Origin of the sequence: Pseudomonas sp. PDM05, assembly GCF_014851685.1 — a bacterium.
In the GTDB taxonomy this organism is placed as follows: domain Bacteria; phylum Pseudomonadota; class Gammaproteobacteria; order Pseudomonadales; family Pseudomonadaceae; genus Aquipseudomonas.
The window spans coordinates 729327-746629 of record NZ_JACVAC010000001.1 but is presented as its reverse complement, the minus strand read 5'-3'; the positions used below and the strand labels follow the sequence as shown (position 1 = coordinate 746629).

The 17303-nt window shown below is 62.9% G+C and carries 17 protein-coding genes; 6 read left to right on the top strand and 11 right to left on the bottom strand.

The window, feature by feature from the left end:
• Positions 1 to 66: 66 nt before the first annotated feature.
• Both IB241_RS03540 and yegS read left to right on the top strand, forming a co-directional pair.
• The gene (locus tag IB241_RS03540; protein ID WP_192296980.1) at positions 67 to 609 is read left to right on the top strand and encodes a hypothetical protein; all 543 of its coding nucleotides are present in this window, start codon (positions 67 to 69) and stop codon (positions 607 to 609) included.
• 93 nt (positions 610 to 702) lie between these two features.
• On the top strand, positions 703 to 1620 hold the full coding sequence (gene yegS / locus IB241_RS03535; RefSeq protein WP_192296979.1) for a lipid kinase YegS: 918 nt from the start codon (positions 703 to 705) through the stop codon (positions 1618 to 1620).
• On the opposite strand, the gene IB241_RS03530 is transcribed toward yegS, so the two are convergent.
• From IB241_RS03530 to IB241_RS03520, 3 genes are all read right to left on the bottom strand, one after another.
• Complete coding sequence (locus IB241_RS03530) at positions 1579 to 2238, bottom strand: response regulator (protein WP_192296978.1); 660 nt, start codon at positions 2236 to 2238, stop codon at positions 1579 to 1581. The two genes, yegS and IB241_RS03530, sit on opposite strands and share 42 nt — an antisense overlap.
• Positions 2235 to 3128, bottom strand: a complete 894-nt coding sequence (locus IB241_RS03525; RefSeq protein ID WP_192296977.1) for a sensor histidine kinase — start codon at positions 3126 to 3128, stop codon at positions 2235 to 2237. The genes IB241_RS03530 and IB241_RS03525 overlap by 4 nt, the downstream gene beginning before the upstream one ends.
• 258 nt (positions 3129 to 3386) lie before the next feature.
• Positions 3387 to 3836, bottom strand: a complete 450-nt coding sequence (locus IB241_RS03520) for a hypothetical protein (RefSeq protein ID WP_192296976.1) — start codon at positions 3834 to 3836, stop codon at positions 3387 to 3389.
• A 548-nt stretch (positions 3837 to 4384) separates the two neighbouring features.
• Here IB241_RS03520 and IB241_RS03515 point away from each other — a divergent pair.
• Together IB241_RS03515 and IB241_RS03510 are read left to right on the top strand one after the other, a co-directional pair.
• A complete protein-coding gene (locus tag IB241_RS03515; RefSeq protein ID WP_192296975.1) occupies positions 4385 to 5320 on the top strand; it encodes a chemotaxis protein CheV in 936 nt (311 codons plus the stop codon).
• Between the two features lie 104 nt (positions 5321 to 5424).
• Complete coding sequence (locus tag IB241_RS03510) at positions 5425 to 6231, top strand: MOSC domain-containing protein (protein ID WP_192296974.1); 807 nt, start codon at positions 5425 to 5427, stop codon at positions 6229 to 6231.
• A 49-nt stretch (positions 6232 to 6280) separates the two neighbouring features.
• Here IB241_RS03510 and IB241_RS03505 read toward each other — a convergent pair whose 3' ends face one another.
• The 8 genes from IB241_RS03505 to IB241_RS03470 form a co-directional block, all read right to left on the bottom strand.
• Positions 6281 to 6565, bottom strand: a complete 285-nt coding sequence (locus tag IB241_RS03505; protein WP_192296973.1) for a pyrimidine/purine nucleoside phosphorylase — start codon at positions 6563 to 6565, stop codon at positions 6281 to 6283.
• A gap of 64 nt (positions 6566 to 6629) precedes the next feature.
• On the bottom strand, positions 6630 to 7172 hold the full coding sequence (locus tag IB241_RS03500; RefSeq protein WP_192296972.1) for an exonuclease domain-containing protein: 543 nt from the start codon (positions 7170 to 7172) through the stop codon (positions 6630 to 6632).
• Positions 7173 to 7244: 72 nt separating this feature from the next.
• The gene (locus tag IB241_RS03495) at positions 7245 to 9128 is read right to left on the bottom strand and encodes an acetyl/propionyl/methylcrotonyl-CoA carboxylase subunit alpha (RefSeq protein WP_192296971.1); all 1884 of its coding nucleotides are present in this window, start codon (positions 9126 to 9128) and stop codon (positions 7245 to 7247) included.
• Between the two features lie 111 nt (positions 9129 to 9239).
• Positions 9240 to 10001: an enoyl-CoA hydratase/isomerase family protein gene (locus tag IB241_RS03490; protein ID WP_192296970.1), complete on the bottom strand. Its 762-nt coding sequence runs from the start codon at positions 9999 to 10001 to the stop codon at positions 9240 to 9242.
• Positions 9998 to 11155 carry a citronellyl-CoA dehydrogenase gene (gene atuD, locus IB241_RS03485; protein WP_192296969.1) on the bottom strand — a complete coding sequence of 386 codons (1158 nt, stop codon included), beginning with the start codon at positions 11153 to 11155 and terminating at the stop codon, positions 9998 to 10000. Before atuD ends, IB241_RS03490 begins: the two co-directional genes overlap by 4 nt.
• A gap of 13 nt (positions 11156 to 11168) precedes the next feature.
• Positions 11169 to 12785 (bottom strand): geranyl-CoA carboxylase subunit beta, encoded by a 1617-nt coding sequence (gene atuC / locus IB241_RS03480; RefSeq protein WP_192296968.1) that lies wholly within the window; start codon positions 12783 to 12785, stop codon positions 11169 to 11171.
• Positions 12786 to 12788: 3 nt separating this feature from the next.
• Positions 12789 to 13661: an SDR family oxidoreductase gene (locus IB241_RS03475; RefSeq protein ID WP_192296967.1), complete on the bottom strand. Its 873-nt coding sequence runs from the start codon at positions 13659 to 13661 to the stop codon at positions 12789 to 12791.
• A 13-nt stretch (positions 13662 to 13674) separates the two neighbouring features.
• Positions 13675 to 15453 (bottom strand): acyclic terpene utilization AtuA family protein, encoded by a 1779-nt coding sequence (locus IB241_RS03470; protein WP_192296966.1) that lies wholly within the window; start codon positions 15451 to 15453, stop codon positions 13675 to 13677.
• 153 nt (positions 15454 to 15606) lie between these two features.
• On the opposite strand from IB241_RS03470, the gene IB241_RS03465 reads away from it, so the two are divergent.
• Complete coding sequence (locus tag IB241_RS03465; RefSeq protein ID WP_192296965.1) at positions 15607 to 16230, top strand: TetR/AcrR family transcriptional regulator; 624 nt, start codon at positions 15607 to 15609, stop codon at positions 16228 to 16230.
• 93 nt (positions 16231 to 16323) lie between these two features.
• On the top strand, positions 16324 to 17112 hold the full coding sequence (locus IB241_RS03460) for a substrate-binding periplasmic protein (RefSeq protein ID WP_192296964.1): 789 nt from the start codon (positions 16324 to 16326) through the stop codon (positions 17110 to 17112).
• Positions 17113 to 17303 lie beyond the last annotated feature (191 nt).

Below are 17303 nucleotides of genomic sequence, written 5' to 3'. Positions count from 1 at the left end.
TCGCCAGGTTTTGGGGCGGCTTCGCAACCAGCGCGGGGCAAGCCCGCTCACTACAAGGATGTGCTGATGAAGTATCCAAGCGTTATTGCTGTTGTGTTGTTCGCGCTAAGCGGCTGCGGCCAGGTGGCGAACATCCGTTCGTTGTCCACCGGCTATGTACCGCCGCAAAGCGGCGAGACTGCGCGGGTGCGCATTGTCACCGACGGCCTGGTGCGCGCCGTGCCTGGGCGTGATTGCCTGGACTGGAACGTACCGGGCGCCGGGGTGATGGCGTCGGTGAAAGCCGGTTTTCCCGATCACAATGGCGAAAACCTCGGCATGCCCGGGCCGATCTACTCGTGGGCCGGTGCGGTCACGTCGGAGTTGGTGGTGCCGGCGAACAAACCCATCGCGTTCCATTATCTGGGCCGGCTGCAATACCCTCGCCAGTGCGCCAAGACCATGACCTTTGTCCCCAAGCCAGGGCGTGACTACATGGTGCAGGCGTCCATGTCGGCAGATTGTTCGATCCTGCTCGACGAGTTGCCGGTGGACGGCAAGCAATGGCTGCGGATCGAACCGACCCCGGTGGGCAAAGTCCCGATGTGCAACGCGATGGATAATTTCTAGGGCGGCAGATTAATTTGCCTCGCCGATGGCTTTTTTCCGGTTGCCAAAGGTCCACATCCTTCATGCACCTTTGAATCCAGGAGTAAGCCCGCTATGACCAGCCCCAAGGCACTGTTGATCCTTCACGGCAAGCAAGCCCTCAACGAGGACGTGCGCGCCGCGGTGCTGGCTCGGCGTGAGCAGGGCTGGGAGTTGGCGGTGCGCGTCACGTGGGAGGGCGGCGACGCCAGGCGCCTGGTGCATGAGGCGCTGGACGCGGGCTACACCCACCTGATCGCCGGCGGCGGTGACGGCACCTTGCGCGATGTCGCCGAAGCCATGGCCCAGGCCAAGACCGACGCGAGCCTGGTGCTGATGCCCCTGGGTACCGCCAATGACTTCGCCCGCGCCGCCGGTGTGCCGCTGGCGCCAGCCGAGGCCCTGGCCCTGTTGGACGTGCCGCCCAAGGCCATCGACCTCGGCCAGGCCGGCGAACAGATCTTCCTGAACATGGCCACCGGCGGCTTCGGCAGCCAGGTCACCGCCAACACCTCCGAAGACTTGAAAAAAGTGCTGGGCGGCGCCGCCTATCTGTTCACCGGGCTGACGCGCTTCAGCGAGCTGAAGGCGGCCTATGGCGAACTGGAAGGGCCGGGCTTCCACTGGAAGGGCGACCTGCTCGCGCTGGGCATCGGCAACGGTCGCCAGGCGGGCGGTGGGCATGTACTGTGCCCGGGGGCAATGGCCGACGATGGGCTGCTCGACATCAGCATCCTGCCGGCACCCCAGGAAGTGGTCGGCACGTTGCTGACCCTGATGACCGACGGCGGTCTGGACAATATCTTCGTACGGGCGCGGTTGCCGTGGGTCGAGATCAAGGTGGCCGACGGGTTGTATATCAACCTCGACGGCGAGCCGCTCAAGGGCGACGACTTGCGTTTCAGTGCACTGCCCAAGGCCTTGCGCGTGCACCTGCCGGTGGGTTCGCCGCTAGTCGTCGAGGCTGATGATTTGCTCGCGCACCGCGAATAACACCAGGCCCGCCACGTCGAAAATCTGCAGGCGCTTCATGATCTGCGAACGGTGCGCCTCCACGGTCTTGATGCTCAATCCCAGGCCGTGGGCGATCTCCCGGGTGGACTTGCCGCGCACGATCAAACGCAAAATCTCCAACTGACGCGCCGTGAGGTTATGACTGTGGGCGATGGCCGCGGCGGGCGCCTGGCTGCGCACCAGCGCCTGGTTGATCACCGTATGGGCAATTGCCGGGCTCAGGTAGCGTTCGTTGTTGCGCAGCGCCAGCAGGGCGTGTTCCAGCTCGCTGGCGCTGGTGTCCTTGAGCAGGTAGCCGTGGGCGCCAGACTCCAGGGCGCGCATGATCAGCTCCGGGTCGGTGTGCATCGACAGGATCAACACCTTGCACTTGGGATGGGCGCGCTTGAGCTGCTGCAACGCGTCCAGGCCGCCCATGTGCTTCATCGACAGGTCGAGCAGCACGATGTCCGGTTGCAGCGCGTCGAACTGCGCCAGCAACTGCGCGCCGTCGCCAGCCTCGCCGACCACCGCATAGCCGGGTATATCCATGATCAGCGCGCGCACGCCAGCGCGGATCAGCGCGTGATCATCCACCAGCAGTAAATTGCACGTCACTCTAGCACCTTAGGCGCGCTGGCCCGTTCGAGGGCGCGGGGTGCCCAGGGGAAAAGGGCGTCGATCCGCGTGCCGCAGCCTGGCTGGCTGAGCACCGCCAAGGTGCCCCCCAGTTGATCGATGCGCTCGGCCATCCCGGCCATGCCCCGTTGCCCTTCCAGGCCGGGGTTGGAGGCGGGCGAAAAACCCTGGCCATCATCGCAGATGCTCAGCGACAGGCCTTCCGGCAAGCGTTGCAGGCGCACCCGCAGGTTGCGCGCCTGGGCGTGGCGCAACATGTTGGTCACCGCTTCCTGGGTGATGCGAAACGCGGCCACGGCCATTTCTTCGGGGATGCCGGTGAGCCGTTGCTGGCACTCCAGGCTCCAGTGGATGGGGGTGTTTTCCAGGGTCTTGAGCAGGTGCGCGCGCAGGCTCGCTTCCAGGCCCAGGCTCGCCAGCTGGCGCGGGTTGAGGATGGCGGACACATCGCGCACTTTCGCCAGGGTTTCACTCAGGGTGTTGCACAGCACCGTGCATTGGTCTTGCAGCTCTTGGGGCATGCGCCGTTGCAGCCATTCGCTTTGCAGCTTGGCGGCGGTCAGCAGTTGGCCGATGTCGTCGTGCAGTTCACGGCTGAGGCGGTGGCGTTCGTTTTCCTGGACTTGCAGCAGGCGGTCCGCCAGTTCCTGGGGTTGGAACTTGATGGATTTACGCGAGGACCACTGTTGCAGGGCAACGATGCTCAAGGTGCTCAGGTTGAGCAGGAGCAGCGCCAGCGGCACCGGCGCAGAGCGGCTGTAGGCCCAGAGGCTGATCAGCAGCGAACACAGGCACAACGCGAGAATGATGCGGCGTGCCTGACTGCGGGAAATGGATTTGGCGAGGAGTGACTTGAGGCTGGCGTACATAGCGGATGCTTTTTCAGTTTTTATGCATCATGAAGTTGAGTCACTTCGAGGGCTGCATGGTAACACTTTGATTACCGTTGGTCGCCAAACGTCACTTTAGCAACGAAGGTTATATATCGCCGCTCGCGCTGTATAAGCGTGTGCTTATAACCGGCGTTATTTTGCCGGGATATAAGTGCACGTCGCGTATTAGTTAATGTTGTCGTTTTTGGATAAGTCATTGATTAAAAGCGACAACTTTACCCAATCAGCATGCAGTCATGACGCGTGATGCAGGCGCTGCTGTGGTTTATGGCCGAAGTTTTTCTGCGGGATCTGCAAGGCCACCGTCGCAATCAAAGTGGTTTGTTCGCTTTCGTCCAGGCCCAGTTCGCCGGTACGCGTGTCGATCAGCTCCAGTTGCCAGGCCAACAACGTCAGGCAGGCATGCAACGCATCCAGGGCCTGATCATGCAGTTGCAGCGGGTTGACGGCGTTGGCGATCAGGTACTGGATGTGCCGCGAGAATTCGCTGATGGCCTGCAGGGCCAGGCTATCGGCCTTTTCGGCTAGTTTGGTGAGGCTGAGTTTCATGCAGTCGATCGCATCGCTGTCGTTGCGGATCAGATGCAGGTGGCTCAGGCATTCTTCCGACTTGGCCAGCAGTGTTTCCGCTTCGAGCAGAAACTCTGGAAGTGCGGTTTGCCATTCGTTTGCGCTATTCATCATGCAAGTCTCCACAACGTAAGGTCGTAAGGTCGGGCGATGAGATGCCGCATCGGGTGAATGGCGTAAAACTAGCGCTGAAATATGACTTGGGTCTGTAGGGGGCGTCTGAACTTTTAGTAGGACGTTTATTTGAATGCACACAAAAACCGCGCATTGCCCACATCATTGGCGGCGTTTGCGCGGCTTTGGTTGCCAGCATGTAAATGTCTGGAAGACCCGTGGGCGGGGGGCTTGGCATAGCAAACAAAAGCCTGACTCCATTCATGCAAGTGAGAATGGCGTCACATTAATGGCTATTAGATATTGCGAATATCAGGTTGGGCCTGATTGCGTATAGGGGAATCCCTTATATGACGGAACCTTGCGTCGGTTTGAGTGTCGCCGCGGGTCGCAAAATTGCCATATGAAGCGTCAGGCCAGTAAAGCATGATGTCAGTGTGACATCAATTAAATTACGTGGCATTTTAACGGGGTCAAGATCTGGCGGTCGCCGCCGATAAACAGCCATAAGTGAGCTACACAAACCCTTAGCGCATCAGGAGCTTTTAATGGCCGGCATTCTCGACACGGTAGATCAACGTACGCAACTGGTCGGTGAGAATCGTCTGGAGATCCTCATGTTTCGCCTGGCCGGGCGGCAACTGTTCGCAATCAACGTGTTCAAGGTGCAGGAAGTCCTGCAATTGCCCAAGTTGACCCTGATGCCCCAGCGCCATCCGTTTGTCTGCGGCGTGGTCAACCTGCGCGGCCAGACGTTGCCGGTGATCGACCTGTCCCAGGCCATCGGCATGCGTCCATTGGTGCCGGGTCCGAACAGCACCATCATTGTCACCGAGTACAACCGCTCGGTGCAGGCGTTCCTGGTGGGCGGCGTGGACCGCATCGTCAACATGAACTGGGAAGCCATCCTGCCACCGCCGACCAGCGCCGGGCGCCAGCATTACCTCACGGCCATCAGCAAGGTTGACGACCAGTTGGTGGAAATCATCGACGTGGAAAAAGTCCTGGCCGAAATCGTGCCGTACAACGCCAAGGTCTCGCGGGAAAAACTCGAAGACCCGGTGCTGGAGCGTGCACGTGGCCGCGAAGTGCTGCTGGTGGATGACTCCAACGTGGCCCTGTCGCAACTGCGCGATACCCTCGGCCAACTGGGTGTGAAGATGCACATCGCCAGTGACGGCCTCAAGGCGTTGAACATGCTCAAGGCCTGGGCCGACGCCGGCCATGTGATGACCGACAAGCTGCTGATGATCTTCACCGACGCTGAAATGCCCGAGATGGACGGTTATCGCCTCACCACCGAGATCCGCAATGACCCACGTCTGCGCAGTCTTTACGTGGTGTTGCACACCTCACTGTCGGGCAGTTTCAACGAATCGATGGTGAAGAAGGTCGGCTGCGACAACTTCCTGTCCAAATTCCAGCCCGACAAGTTGGTGGACGTCGTGCGTCAGCGCCTGATGCTGGACGAAGCGCCCGTTTGACCTGAGGCGAGGGCGCAAGCTCTGTCGCCACAGGTTCAGCACAAGGTGCCAGGAGGTGGGGATTGGGATAGGGTAGTGGCTTTCGTCCCAAGGAACGCAGGCCCATGCTTCGTCTCAGCGCGTTGTACCGTTACCCCTTGAAGTCCGGCAAGGCCGAGGTCTTGCAACAGATCGGCCTGGATAAACTCGGGCTGGACGGCGACCGACGCTGGATGCTGGTGGACGAGGCCAGCGGGCGTTTCCTCACCCAGCGGGCGGTGGCGAAGATGAGCCAGCTGTCGGCTCTGTGGAACAGCGCCGGTGGCCTGACCCTCAGCTCACCCGGCCACCCCGCGCTGGACGTGACGCTGCCCGGCAGCGACGCCGAGTTGCGCGGCGTGACCATCTGGCGCGACACCCTGCGCGTGCCGGATGCGGGTGATGCCGCGGCGGCCTGGGTCAGCCGTTTTATCGGCAAGCCCACACGCCTGGTACAGATCCCCCTGGAACGCGCCCGCACCACCGAAGCGGGTTACGGCAAGGACGATGACCAGGTCGCGTTCGCCGATGGTTACCCGTTGCTGGTGATCGGCCAGGCGTCCCTGGACGACCTGTCGCAACGCATCGGCCGTCCCATGGAAATGCTGCGTTTTCGCCCCAACCTGGTGATCGAAGGCAGCGCGGCCTTTGCCGAAGACGGTTGGAAACGCCTGCGCATCGGCGATGTGGAGTTTCGTGCGGTCAAGCCCTGCTCACGTTGCATCCTCACCACCATCGACCCGCAGACCGGCGAGCGCAGCGCCGACCGTGAACCCTTCGCCACCCTGGAGACCTATCGCAAGACCGAGAACGGCGCGATCTTCGGGCAGAACCTGGTCAACGATGGCATCGGCCAACTGGCCGTCGGGATGCCGGTAACGATCCTGGAATAAAAAAAGCCCGTCTCCTGCGAGACGGGCTTTTTTTTCCGCACGCGACGGCTTAGCCGCGGTATTCGCACAGGTAAGCAGTGTCTACGGCGACTTTCAGCTGGAACTTGCTGTTGGCCGGTACGTTGAACTGGCTGCCGGCGGCGAAGGTTTCCCACTCGCCGGCTTCAGGCAGCTTGACGGTCAGCGCGCCGGACACCACGTGCATGATTTCCGCTTGGGCGGTGCCGAATTCGTATTCACCCGGGGCCATCACGCCGATGGTCGCCGGACCTTCTGCGGTGCCGAAAGCGATCGACTTGACGGTGCCGTCGAAGTACTCGTTGACTTTAAACATGGGTGAATCCTCGGAAAAAGGGTCTGGAAAGGTCGGCCAGTATGCCCAAGGGCAGGGGAGCTGCCTAGACCGGCAAAATCAGCGGCAGCAGGCGTGCCGTGTTACGCGCATCCTCCAGGGCCCGATGTTGCTGACCCTGGAACTGCATCCCCGCCAATTGCAGTGCGCCGTTGAGCCCCAGCGGCTTGTCCAGCCGCCGGGCCTTGGCGAAGCGTTGCTTGAGGTTCACATGGGGCGTTTGCGCCAGTGCGCTGGCCAGGCCATGGCGCTGCCATTCCAGCTCCAGTTGCTTGCGGTCGTAGTCACCCCAACTGCTCCAACCTTCCAGGCGCGCCTGATGCTGGGCCAGCCAGCGCTCGAACAGCGGCCACACCTCGGTGATCGGCGCGGCGCCGTCGATATTGGCCTGGGTGATGTGGGTCAGCTGGCGGCAGAAGGGCGTCAGCAAGGGCCGGCGCAGGGGCCGCACAAAGCGCTGGAAGTGATCCAGTTCGCGGCCCTGGCGGTTCACCAGGCTCGCGCCGATCTCGATGACTTCCATCTCTGTCACGGGCCAGCCGCCGTCATCCGTGGTGGCTTCAAGGTCAATAACAAGCCAATGAGGCATCGTGCAGGTTCCCGTCTCTTCCCTTCTTGATGGGGATAGAGCGTAGCCCGGCCGCGTAGTTCCGCCTAGGCGTTATTCGATCTCCAGCAATACCTGGCGGTTGCGCACCTGATCGCCGGCGATCACCTGCACATCCTTGATCACCCCGTCGATGCCGGCCAGCAGTGGATGCTCCATTTTCATCGCTTCGAGTACCAGCAACAGTTGGCCTTTGCTGACGCTGTCACCGGCGCAGACGCGTACATCGACAATGGCCCCATCCATCGGCGCCTTGACCGTGCCGCTGCGCGCGTCGGCCTGGCGGCGGGCGACTTGCTGGGTGCGGTTGGTCACGCTCAGGCCCGGCAGCCACAGTTGGTCGCCGTCGAGGTGGTAGGCGATGCGTCGGCGGATGCCGTTGAGTACGGCGCTGACGTGGCGGCCGTCGCTGGTCAGCGCCAGCGGGGCAACGCTGACGCTATGCAGCGTGTCGTTGACCTCCAGGCGGTAAGTGCCCGGCACACCGACGTTGTTACGCCAGCCCGCCAGGCCCGGGGGATGCCGCTCGGCGCTGTGCTGATAGAACAGCGCGGCGGCCAGGGCGAGTTGTTCGGCTGATACGGGCGGTTGCGCGATGTCGTTGAAGTGTTCGGCGATAAAACCGGTGCTGAAATCGCCGCCGATAAAATCCGGATGCCTGAGCAACGCCACCAGTAACCGCTGATTGGTGGTCACGCCGAGCAACAGCGTGTCTTCCACCGCCCGCAGCAGCTTGCGCCGTGCTTCTTCGCGAGTGGCGCCGTGGGCGATGATTTTGCCCAGCATCGGATCGTAGAACGGGCTGATGCGCTGGCCTTCGCTGACGCCGTGATCGATACGTACCCCCGCTGCTGGCGTCCAGCGCAGCACTTCGCCGGTTTGCGGCAGGAAGCCCTGGGTCGGGTCTTCGGCATACAGGCGCACTTCCATGGCGTGGCCGGTCAGGCTCACCTGCTGTTGCGTCAGCGGCAGTGGCTGGCCGGCGGCGATCTGCAATTGCCAGTCGACCAGATCGAGGCCGGTGATCAGCTCGGTGACCGGGTGCTCCACTTGCAGGCGGGTGTTCATTTCCAGGAAGTAGAACCGGCCATTGCGGTCGAGCAGGAACTCCACAGTGCCGGCACCCACGTAATTCACCGCGCGCCCGGCTTTCAGCGCGGCTTCGCCCATGGCGTGGCGCAGGTCGGGCGTCATCACCGGGCAGGGCGCTTCTTCGATGACTTTCTGGTGGCGGCGCTGGATCGAACAGTCGCGTTCACCCAGGTAGATCAAGTGGCCGTGGCTATCGCCGAACAGCTGGATCTCGACGTGGCGCGGCTCGATCAGTGCCTGTTCGAGGATCAGTTCGTCGCTGCCAAAGGCGTTGCTGGCTTCGGAGCGTGCGGTATGGAGGTTCTCCAGCAACGTCTCGGCACTGTGCACCAGGCGCATGCCGCGCCCGCCACCGCCGGCGCTGGCCTTGATCATCAGCGGGTAGCCGACGCGCTCGGCTTCGCGTTGCAGGGTGGCGTCGTCCTGGGCACTGCCCTGGTAACCTGCGATGCACGGCACACCGGCGTCGAGCATGGCAAGTTTGGACCGACGCTTGCTGCCCATCAGCTCGATGGCCTCGGCGCTGGGGCCGATGAAGGTCAGGCCGGCCGCCAGACAGGCGCGGGCGAAGTCGGGGTTTTCCGAGAGGAAACCATAGCCGGGGTGGATCGCATCGGCGCCGGTTATTCGAGCCGCTGCGAGAATCGCCGCCGTATTCAGGTAGGACTGCTGCACGGGCGCGGGGCCGATAGGCACCGCTTCATCGGCCATCTGCACATGCAGGGCGTCGGCGTCGGCGTCGCTGTAGACGGCCACGGTGCGATAGCCCAGGGCTTGGGCGGTGCGCTGGATGCGGCAGGCGATTTCGCCACGGTTGGCGATGAGAATTTTGCTGAATGTGGGCATGGGGTTATCCCTCGGCTGATGGGGTGTTGGTTCGGGCCTCATCGCGAGCAAGCCCGCTCCCACAGGTGGAACGCATTTCAAAATCTGGGAGCGGGCTTGCTCGCGAAGGCGTCATTCGCACCACCCAGGCTTGCGCTTTTGCACAAACGCCCGCGTCCCCTCAATTCCTTCCTCCCCGCGCACCGCTTCGGCAAACCACTGCGCCCCGCGATCCAGCACACGTTCCAGCGGCTCATCCACACTGGCCAACAACAACGCCTTGGTCCGCCCATTCGCCCCCGGCGCGCAGCGCAACACCTGGCCCAACACCTCATCCAGGCGCTCGGCCAATGCCTGGGGATCGCGCTCGGTAAAGTGCACCACGCCTAATCGCTGCGCCTCCACCCCATCGAACCGCGCTGCCGTCAGCGCCAGCCGCCGTGCCTGGGTCAGGCCGATACGCTTGACCACAAACGGCGCAATCTGCGCCGGCAGCAACCCCAGGCCTGTCTCCGGCAAGCCGAACTGCGCCTGATGATCAGCCAACGCGATGTCGCTCACACAGGCCAAGCCAAAGCCACCGCCGAGCACCGCGCCTTGCAGCACTACGATCACCACCTGCGGCACGGCTTCGACGGCTTGCAGCAAGGTGCCGAACGCCCGGTTCAGCGCCTGCAAATCACTGCCCGCGGCGGCCAGGTCCTTCACATCCGCGCCGGCGCAAAAATGCCCACCGGCGCCGCTGATCACCAGCGCCCGGGTGTGGCCATCCAGCTGTGCCAACACGGCATGCAGTTCGTTGACCATCTCCAGGCTCATCGCATTGCGCGATTGCGGGCGGTTGAGGGTGATGTGCAGCACACCGTTGTGTGATTCCAGCAACAGGGTATTCATGGTTTTTTCCCCGGCAAGGTGCCCATCAGTTTGCAGATGATGCCCAGCATGATTTCGTCGGCGCCGCCGCCAATCGACACCAGCCGCACATCGCGATAGGCGCGCGCCACCGGGTTGTCCCACATAAAGCCCATGCCGCCCCAGTATTGCAGGCAGCTGTCGCTGACTTCACGCCCCAGGCGCCCGGCCTTGAGCTTGGCCATGGACGCCAGGCGCGTGACGTCCTGGCCTTTGATGTATTGCTCGGTGGCCTGGTAGACCAGCGCGCGCAGGCATTCGATTTCGGTGGCCAGTTCGGCCAGGCGAAAGTGGATGACCTGGTTGTCGATCAGCGCCTTGCCAAAGGTCTGGCGTTCCTTGCAGTACTCGATGGTGCTGTCGATGCAGTACTCCAGGCCCTTGATCATGTTGGCCGCGCCGAACAGGCGTTCTTCCTGGAACTGCAACATCTGCATCATGAAGCCCGCGCCTTCGTGGCCGATGCGGTTGCGCTGTGGTATGCGCACATTGTCGAAGAACACCTGGGCGGTCTCGGAGCTGCGCATGCCGAGCTTTTCCAGGGGCTGGCTGACGCTGATCCCCGGTGTGTTCATCGGCACCATGATCAGCGATTTGTTGATGTGCGGCTTGTCGTCGGAGGTGTTGGCCAGCAGGCAGATAAAGTCGGCGCTGGGCGAGTTGGTGATCCACATTTTGCTGCCGTTGATCACGTAGTCGTCGCCGTCCTTGCGCGCATGGGTCTTGAGCCCCGCCACATCTGAACCGGCACCCACTTCCGACACGCCGATGCAGCCGACCTGCTCGCCACTGATGGCCGGGCGCAGGAACTCGTCGCGCAGTTCATCGCTGCCGAAGCGGGCGAGGGCGGGGGTGCACATGTCGGTCTGCACGCCGATGGCCATGGGGATGCCGCCGCAGCGGATGCTGCCGAATTCTTCGGCGGCGACGATGGAGTAGCTGTAGTCCAGGCCCATGCCGCCGAATTGTTCCGGCTTGGAAATGCCCAGCAGGCCGAGGTCGCCGGCCTTGCGGAAGATCTCGTGGATGGGAAAGCGCCCGGCTTTTTCCCATTCATCCACATAGGGGTTGATCTCGCGGTCGACGAAGGCGCGCACGGTGCGGCGCAGTTCCTGATGTTCCTGGGTAAAAAGCATTTTTATTGTTCTCCTAGAAGCGCGCTACGCCGAAGGTATTGGGTTGCAGTTCACGCATCTGGGCCTCGTGGCAAAGGTCCAGCAGAAAGCCGAGCAGGGTCCGTGTATCCCGGGGGTCGATCAGCCCGTCGTCCCACAGATTGGCACTGCCGTAGAGGGCGGTGGACTGGCTGTCGAGCTTCTGCGCGGTGACTTGCTCCAGCATGTCCAGCACCTTGGGATCGGGCACCAGGCCGTCTTTCAATTGCTTGGCCTCGGTGACGATCCGCAGCACCTTGCCCGCCTGCGCGCCGCCCATCACCGCCGTGCGGCTGTTGGGCCAGGCGAAGATGAAGCGCGGGTCCAGGCCACGGCCGCACATGGCATAGTTGCCGGCGCCGTAGGAGCCGCCGAGCACAATCGTCAGTTTAGGCACTCGCGCATTCGCCACCGCCTGGATCATCTTCGCGCCGTGCTTGATCACCCCTTGCTGTTCGGATTCGGTGCCGACCATGAAACCGGTAGTGTTGTGCAGGAACAGCAGTGGCGTGCGGCTCTGGTCGCACAGCTGGATAAATTGCGCAGCCTTGCTCGCGCCTTTTGGCGTGATCGGGCCGTTGTTGCCGATCACGCCGACGGCGCGGCCCTGGATGTGCAGGTGGCCGCAGACGGTGTGGGCATCGAACTCGCCTTTGAATTCGAGCAAGCGCGACGCGTCGGCCAGGCGCGCGAGGACCTCGCGCACGTCGTAGGGTTTTTTCGGGTCGTCCGGGATCAGGCCCAGCAGCTCTTCGATGGGGTAGAGCGGTTCGTCGTAGGCGCGCTTGGGCACCTGCGGCAGTTGATCATTCCATGGCAAAGCGCTGACGATCTCACGCACGATGCGCACGCCATCGGCATCGTTTTCCGCCAGGTATTCCGCGGTGCCGGCGATTTGGGCGTGCATTTCGGCACCGCCCAGTTCCTCATCGGTGGCGACTTCGCCGGTGGCCGCCTTGAGCAACGGCGGCCCGGCGAGGAACAGCTTGGCCTTGCCGCGCACCACCACCACGTAATCCGACAACCCCGGCTGATACGCCCCGCCCGCCGTGGCCGAACCGTGCACCACGGTGATCTGCGGCAAGCCCATGGCTGACATGCGCGCCTGGTTGGCAAAGCTGCGCGCGCCTTCGACGAAAATTTCGGCGGCATAGTTGAGGTTGGCACCGCCGCTCTCGGCCAGGGTCACCACCGGCAGTTTGTTTTCCATGGCGATCTGTTGCAGGCGCAGGGATTTTTTCAGCCCCGTGGGGGAAATCGTGCCGCCCTTGATCGCGCTGTTGTTGGCCACCACCAGCATGCGCACGCCACTGACGTAGCCGATACCGGCGATCAAGCCACCGCCGGCGGCACTGCCGTCCTTGTCGTCGTGCAGCTTGTAGCCGGCCAGGCTGGCGAGTTCGAGGAACGGCGCGCCCGGGTCCAGCAGCAGATTGAGGCGCTCACGGGGCAGCAGTTGCCCGCGCTTGTCGAACTTGGGCCTGGCCTCTTCGGCCTTGTTCAGCAGGTTCTGCTCCAATTGGCGCAGGTGCTGGATGCCCACCAGCATGGCTTCACGGTTCTGCGCGAACTGGGCGCTGTGGGGGTCGATCAAGGATTCAAGCACTGGCATGGTTTATTGCTCCGCCTTGAGCACATCGGGCAAATACGCGCGGTGGAAGCCGTTGAACGGCTCGCTCGGCGGTTGCGCCTTGTGCAATGGCCAGGCGCGGCTGCCCAGGCTCGCGGCACCGTCGATGCGCAGGGTGCTGCCGCTGATAAAGGCAGCGGCGGGGCTGAGCAGGAACACGATGGCCGCGCTGACTTCCGATTCGGTGCCGATGCGCTTGAGCGGCACATGTTCGCCCAGGGTCGGGATCACCGCCTTGAATGCACCTTCGTAGGTGTCCATGCCGCTGGACGCAATCCACCCCGGCGCCACGGCGTTGACCCGCACCCCGGCGCAGCCCCACTCGAAGGCGGCCGTCTTGGTGAAGTTGTCCATGCCGGCGCGCGCCGCGCCCGAGTGGCCCATGCCGGGCATGCCGCCCCACATGTCGGCGAGCATGTTGACGATGGCGCCGCCCTGTTTGCTCATGGATTGGTTGAACACTTCCCGGGCCATCAGGAAGCCGCCGACGAGGTTGGTGCGCAGCACGGTTTCGAAGCCTTTCTGGTTGATCGAAGCCAACGGCGACGGGTATTGGCCGCCAGCGTTGTTCACCAGGCCGTGGATCGCCCCGTGCTCCTTGAGGACCTGCGCGACCAGCGACTTCACCGCCTCTTCATCGCGAATATCGCAGGCCAGCCAATGGGCGTTGCCGCCGTCTTCGGCAATTTCTGCCGCGACTTTTTCCAGCTTCTCGGGCTTGCGTCCCACCAGGATCACCCGCGCACCGAGCGCCGCCAGCTCATGGGCGGTGCAACGACCGATGCCGCTGCCACCCCCGGTGACTATCACGGTGTGCCCCTGGAACAGGTCGGCTTTGAAGATCGAATCGAAGGCCATGGCCACGCTCCTGTCAGTTGAGTTGGTCAGCTAGGTGTTGCGGCACGGCGATGGGGATTTCCAGCAGTTGCTGGGCGAAGGCCTTGCCTTGCGGGTCGATGCGCAGGCTGGCGATACCGCCGCCGCCCAGGGCGTTTTCCAGCAGGAAATTGAGGCTGTGGCTGCCCGGCAGATACCAGCGTTGAACGCGGCCGCGCTGTGGGTCGAGCACGTGGCCCATCCACTCGACGATCACCTCGGGGGTCAGCGCTTCGGCGATCCACGGCAGGTACTCGGGCGCACGGGCGATCACGCCGATATTGCTGTGGTTGCCCTTGTCCCCCGAGCGCGCCACGGCGAGTTTGACCAGCGGCACGCTCGCGTCGGCCTGGCCCTCGGGTTTGGGGGGCGCAACCGCTGCGGTGGGTGTGCAGGGGCGGGTGGCGGCGGGCAGTTCAACGTTGTGACGCTGGCCCTGGAAATCGATCAGCGGCGCGCACACGGATTTATCCACCAGGAACGAAAACAAGCGGATCAGCGGATACACCGTCGGCCGTCCGCCGACGATCCCGGTCAACCCCGGCGCCATGCCGGTGGCGGCCTGGGCAATCTCGCGGGCGAACAGCACCAGCGCCTGTTTGCTGGGGTGACGCACCGCCAGTTTCACTACCACTTCGCGGCAGTCGTGGCGCCTGGCGTGGGGGCCGTAGGTGGCTTCGCTGCCGAGCAGTTCGATGTTCACCTCGGTATACGGCGCCCAGCCGCGTTGGCGGAACAGTTCGGCGGTCTTGTCGATGATCGCCTGGCTGACCCGCTCGGCCTTGGCCACGGCGTCGATCCCGGCGATCAGGCAACTGGCGGTGCAACGGAAGCCGTCCGGCCAGGTGGCGCTGACCTTGTATCTGTCGGTGGGCGGCAGGCCCTTGGCGCCGAGCAGGCGCACGCGGTTGCCACCCTGTTGCTGCAAGGTGACCTGGCTGAAGTCGCAGATCACATCCGGGAGTAAATAGGCGCGTGGGTCGCCAATCTCATACAGCAGTTGTTCGGCCACGCTCAGTTCGCTGATCAGGCCGCCGGTGCCCTCGACTTTGCTCACCGTGAACTGACCGTCGGCGCTGACCTCGACGATGGGGAACCCGATGTGTGCGTAGTCCGGCACATCGCGCCAATCGGTGAAGTTACCGCCGGTGCACTGTGCGCCGCATTCGATGATGTGCCCGGCCAGCGCGGCTTGGGCGAGGCGGTCGTAGTCGTGCCATGACCAGTTGAAGGCATGCACCAGTGCCGCGCTGACCACGGCGCTGTCGACCACGCGGCCGGTGATGATGATGTCTGCGCCCAACCCCAGTGCTTGGGTTATGCCGGGCGCGCCGAGGTAGGCGTTGGCGGACACGCACACGGGGGGCAGGGGCGTGCCGTCGAACATGTCGGTGATGTTTTCGAGTTTTTTGAGTTGGGGTTGCAGGTCGTCGCCCAGCAGCACGGCGATTTTCAACGCGATGCCGGCCTTGTCGCAGGCCGCTTGCAGGGCGGCGGCGCAGGCTTGGGGATGGATGCCGCCGGCGTTGCTGATCACGCGGATACCCTGGCGCTGGATGTCTGCCAGCAGTGGTGTGAGCACCTCGACAAAATCCGTGGCATAGCCGGCCTGGGGATCTTTCATCCGCGCTCCGGCAAGAATCGACATCGTGACTTCCGCCAGGTAGTCGAACACCAGGTAATCCAGCGCACCGCCATGCACCAGTTGGGCGGCGGCGGTGCAGGTGTCGCCCCAGAAGGCGCTGGCGCAGCCGATACGAACCGTGTCACTCATGAGAAATCCTTCCTCTGATGGCTGTTGCCGAGACTACCAAGCAAGCGCTTGGTTTGTAAACTCTGGACATAGATTTTGCCCAAGCGCTTGCTTGGGTAGCGGCCACGGCCTAAATTGCCGGCCAAGACGTCAGTAGAAGTAGAGGAGAGAGGCATGGATGAGCACAAAGCCCTGGGGGTGATGCGCACCATGGTCGACGCCGGCCAGTTGACCGACCCCGACAGTGCTCGGGGCAAGTTGCTGCAAACCGCGGCGCACCTGTTTCGCAACAAAGGCTTTGAGCGCACCACCGTGCGTGACCTGGCAAGTGCCGTGGGCATCCAGTCCGGCAGCATTTTTCATCACTTCAAGAGCAAGGACGAGATCCTGCGCGCGGTGATGGAAGAAACCATCCACTACAACACGGCGATGATGCGCGCTTCGCTGGAAGAAGCGAGCACGGTGCGCGAACGCGTGCTGGCGCTGATCCGCTGTGAATTGCAGTCGATCATGGGCGGCAGCGGCGAGGCCATGGCGGTGTTGGTGTACGAGTGGCGTTCGCTGTCTGCCGAAGGCCAGGCCCAGGTGCTGGCGCTGCGCGACGTGTATGAAGCCCTGTGGTTGCAGGTCCTCGGCGAGGCCAAGGCGGCTGGCTACATCAGGGGCGATGTGTTTATCACCCGGCGCTTTTTGACCGGGGCCTTGTCCTGGACCACCACCTGGTTTCGCGCCGAGGGCAGCCTGACCCTGGAGCAATTGGCCGAGCAAGCGCTGCTGATGGTTCTGAAGGCCGATTGAGGCGCAAGCTATTAATTTGGCGGTGGAAAGTTGTCTCCCTCGACAAAAACGCCTAGCTTATCGCCATCACAGTATGAAACGGTGCGTGCCTCAATGTTTTCGCCATGGCGGCTGGCTGCAGGAGTTACTTTATTGGCACTGGGCACCGCATGTTGGGTGCCGGCTTCGGCTGCGCAATTGGTGAGGATCGGCGCGGCACACTTTCCGCCCTACACCGTACGCCCTGAGCAAGGCGCCGACACCGGGCTGCTGCCGCAACTGGTGGAGGCCTTGAACACGTCGCAAACCGACTACCAGTTCGTGCTGGTACCCACCTCCATTCCGCGGCGCTTCCGTGATTTCGAGCAGGGCCGGGTCGACATGGCGATCTTCGAAAACCCCGACTGGGGCTGGCAGAAGATTGCCCACACCAGCGTCGACATGGGGCTGGAAGACGCCGAAGTGTTCGTCGCTCAACGCCTGCCTGCACGCGACCAAAGCTATTTCACCGACCTGGATGGCAAACGTTTGGCGGTGTTCAGTGGTTATCACTATGCCTTCGCCAACTTCAACCCCGACCCCAAGTACCTGGTCGAACACTTCAACGCGACGTTGACCTATTCCCATGACAGCAACCTGCTGATGGTTGCACGCGGGCGTGCCGATATTGCCTTGGTGACCCGTTCGTACCTGAGCGATTTCATGGTGCGCAATGCACAGATGGCCGGGCAGTTCCTGGTTTCGCAACGCATTGACCAGGTGTATCACCACTATGCGTTGCTGCGGCCGAAAGCGCCGATTACGGCGCAGGCGTTTGCCGAGTTGCTCAAGCGTTTGCGCGATAGTGGGCAGATGCTGAAAATATTCGAGCCCTATCGCATCGATGTGATGCCGATGCCCTGACAGGCGCAACGCGGACCAACATGTGGGAGCGGGCTTGCCCGCGAAAGCCGTGGTTCAGCCAACACCTCTACCAGCAATGCCGCCGCCTTCGCAGCCTCGCTAAAGCTCGACAGCTCCCACAGGGGATTGGCAGTGCCTGGGATCTGCAGCCGAGCACTCACTCCCCAGCAACCCCCACAAAAGCCCACACA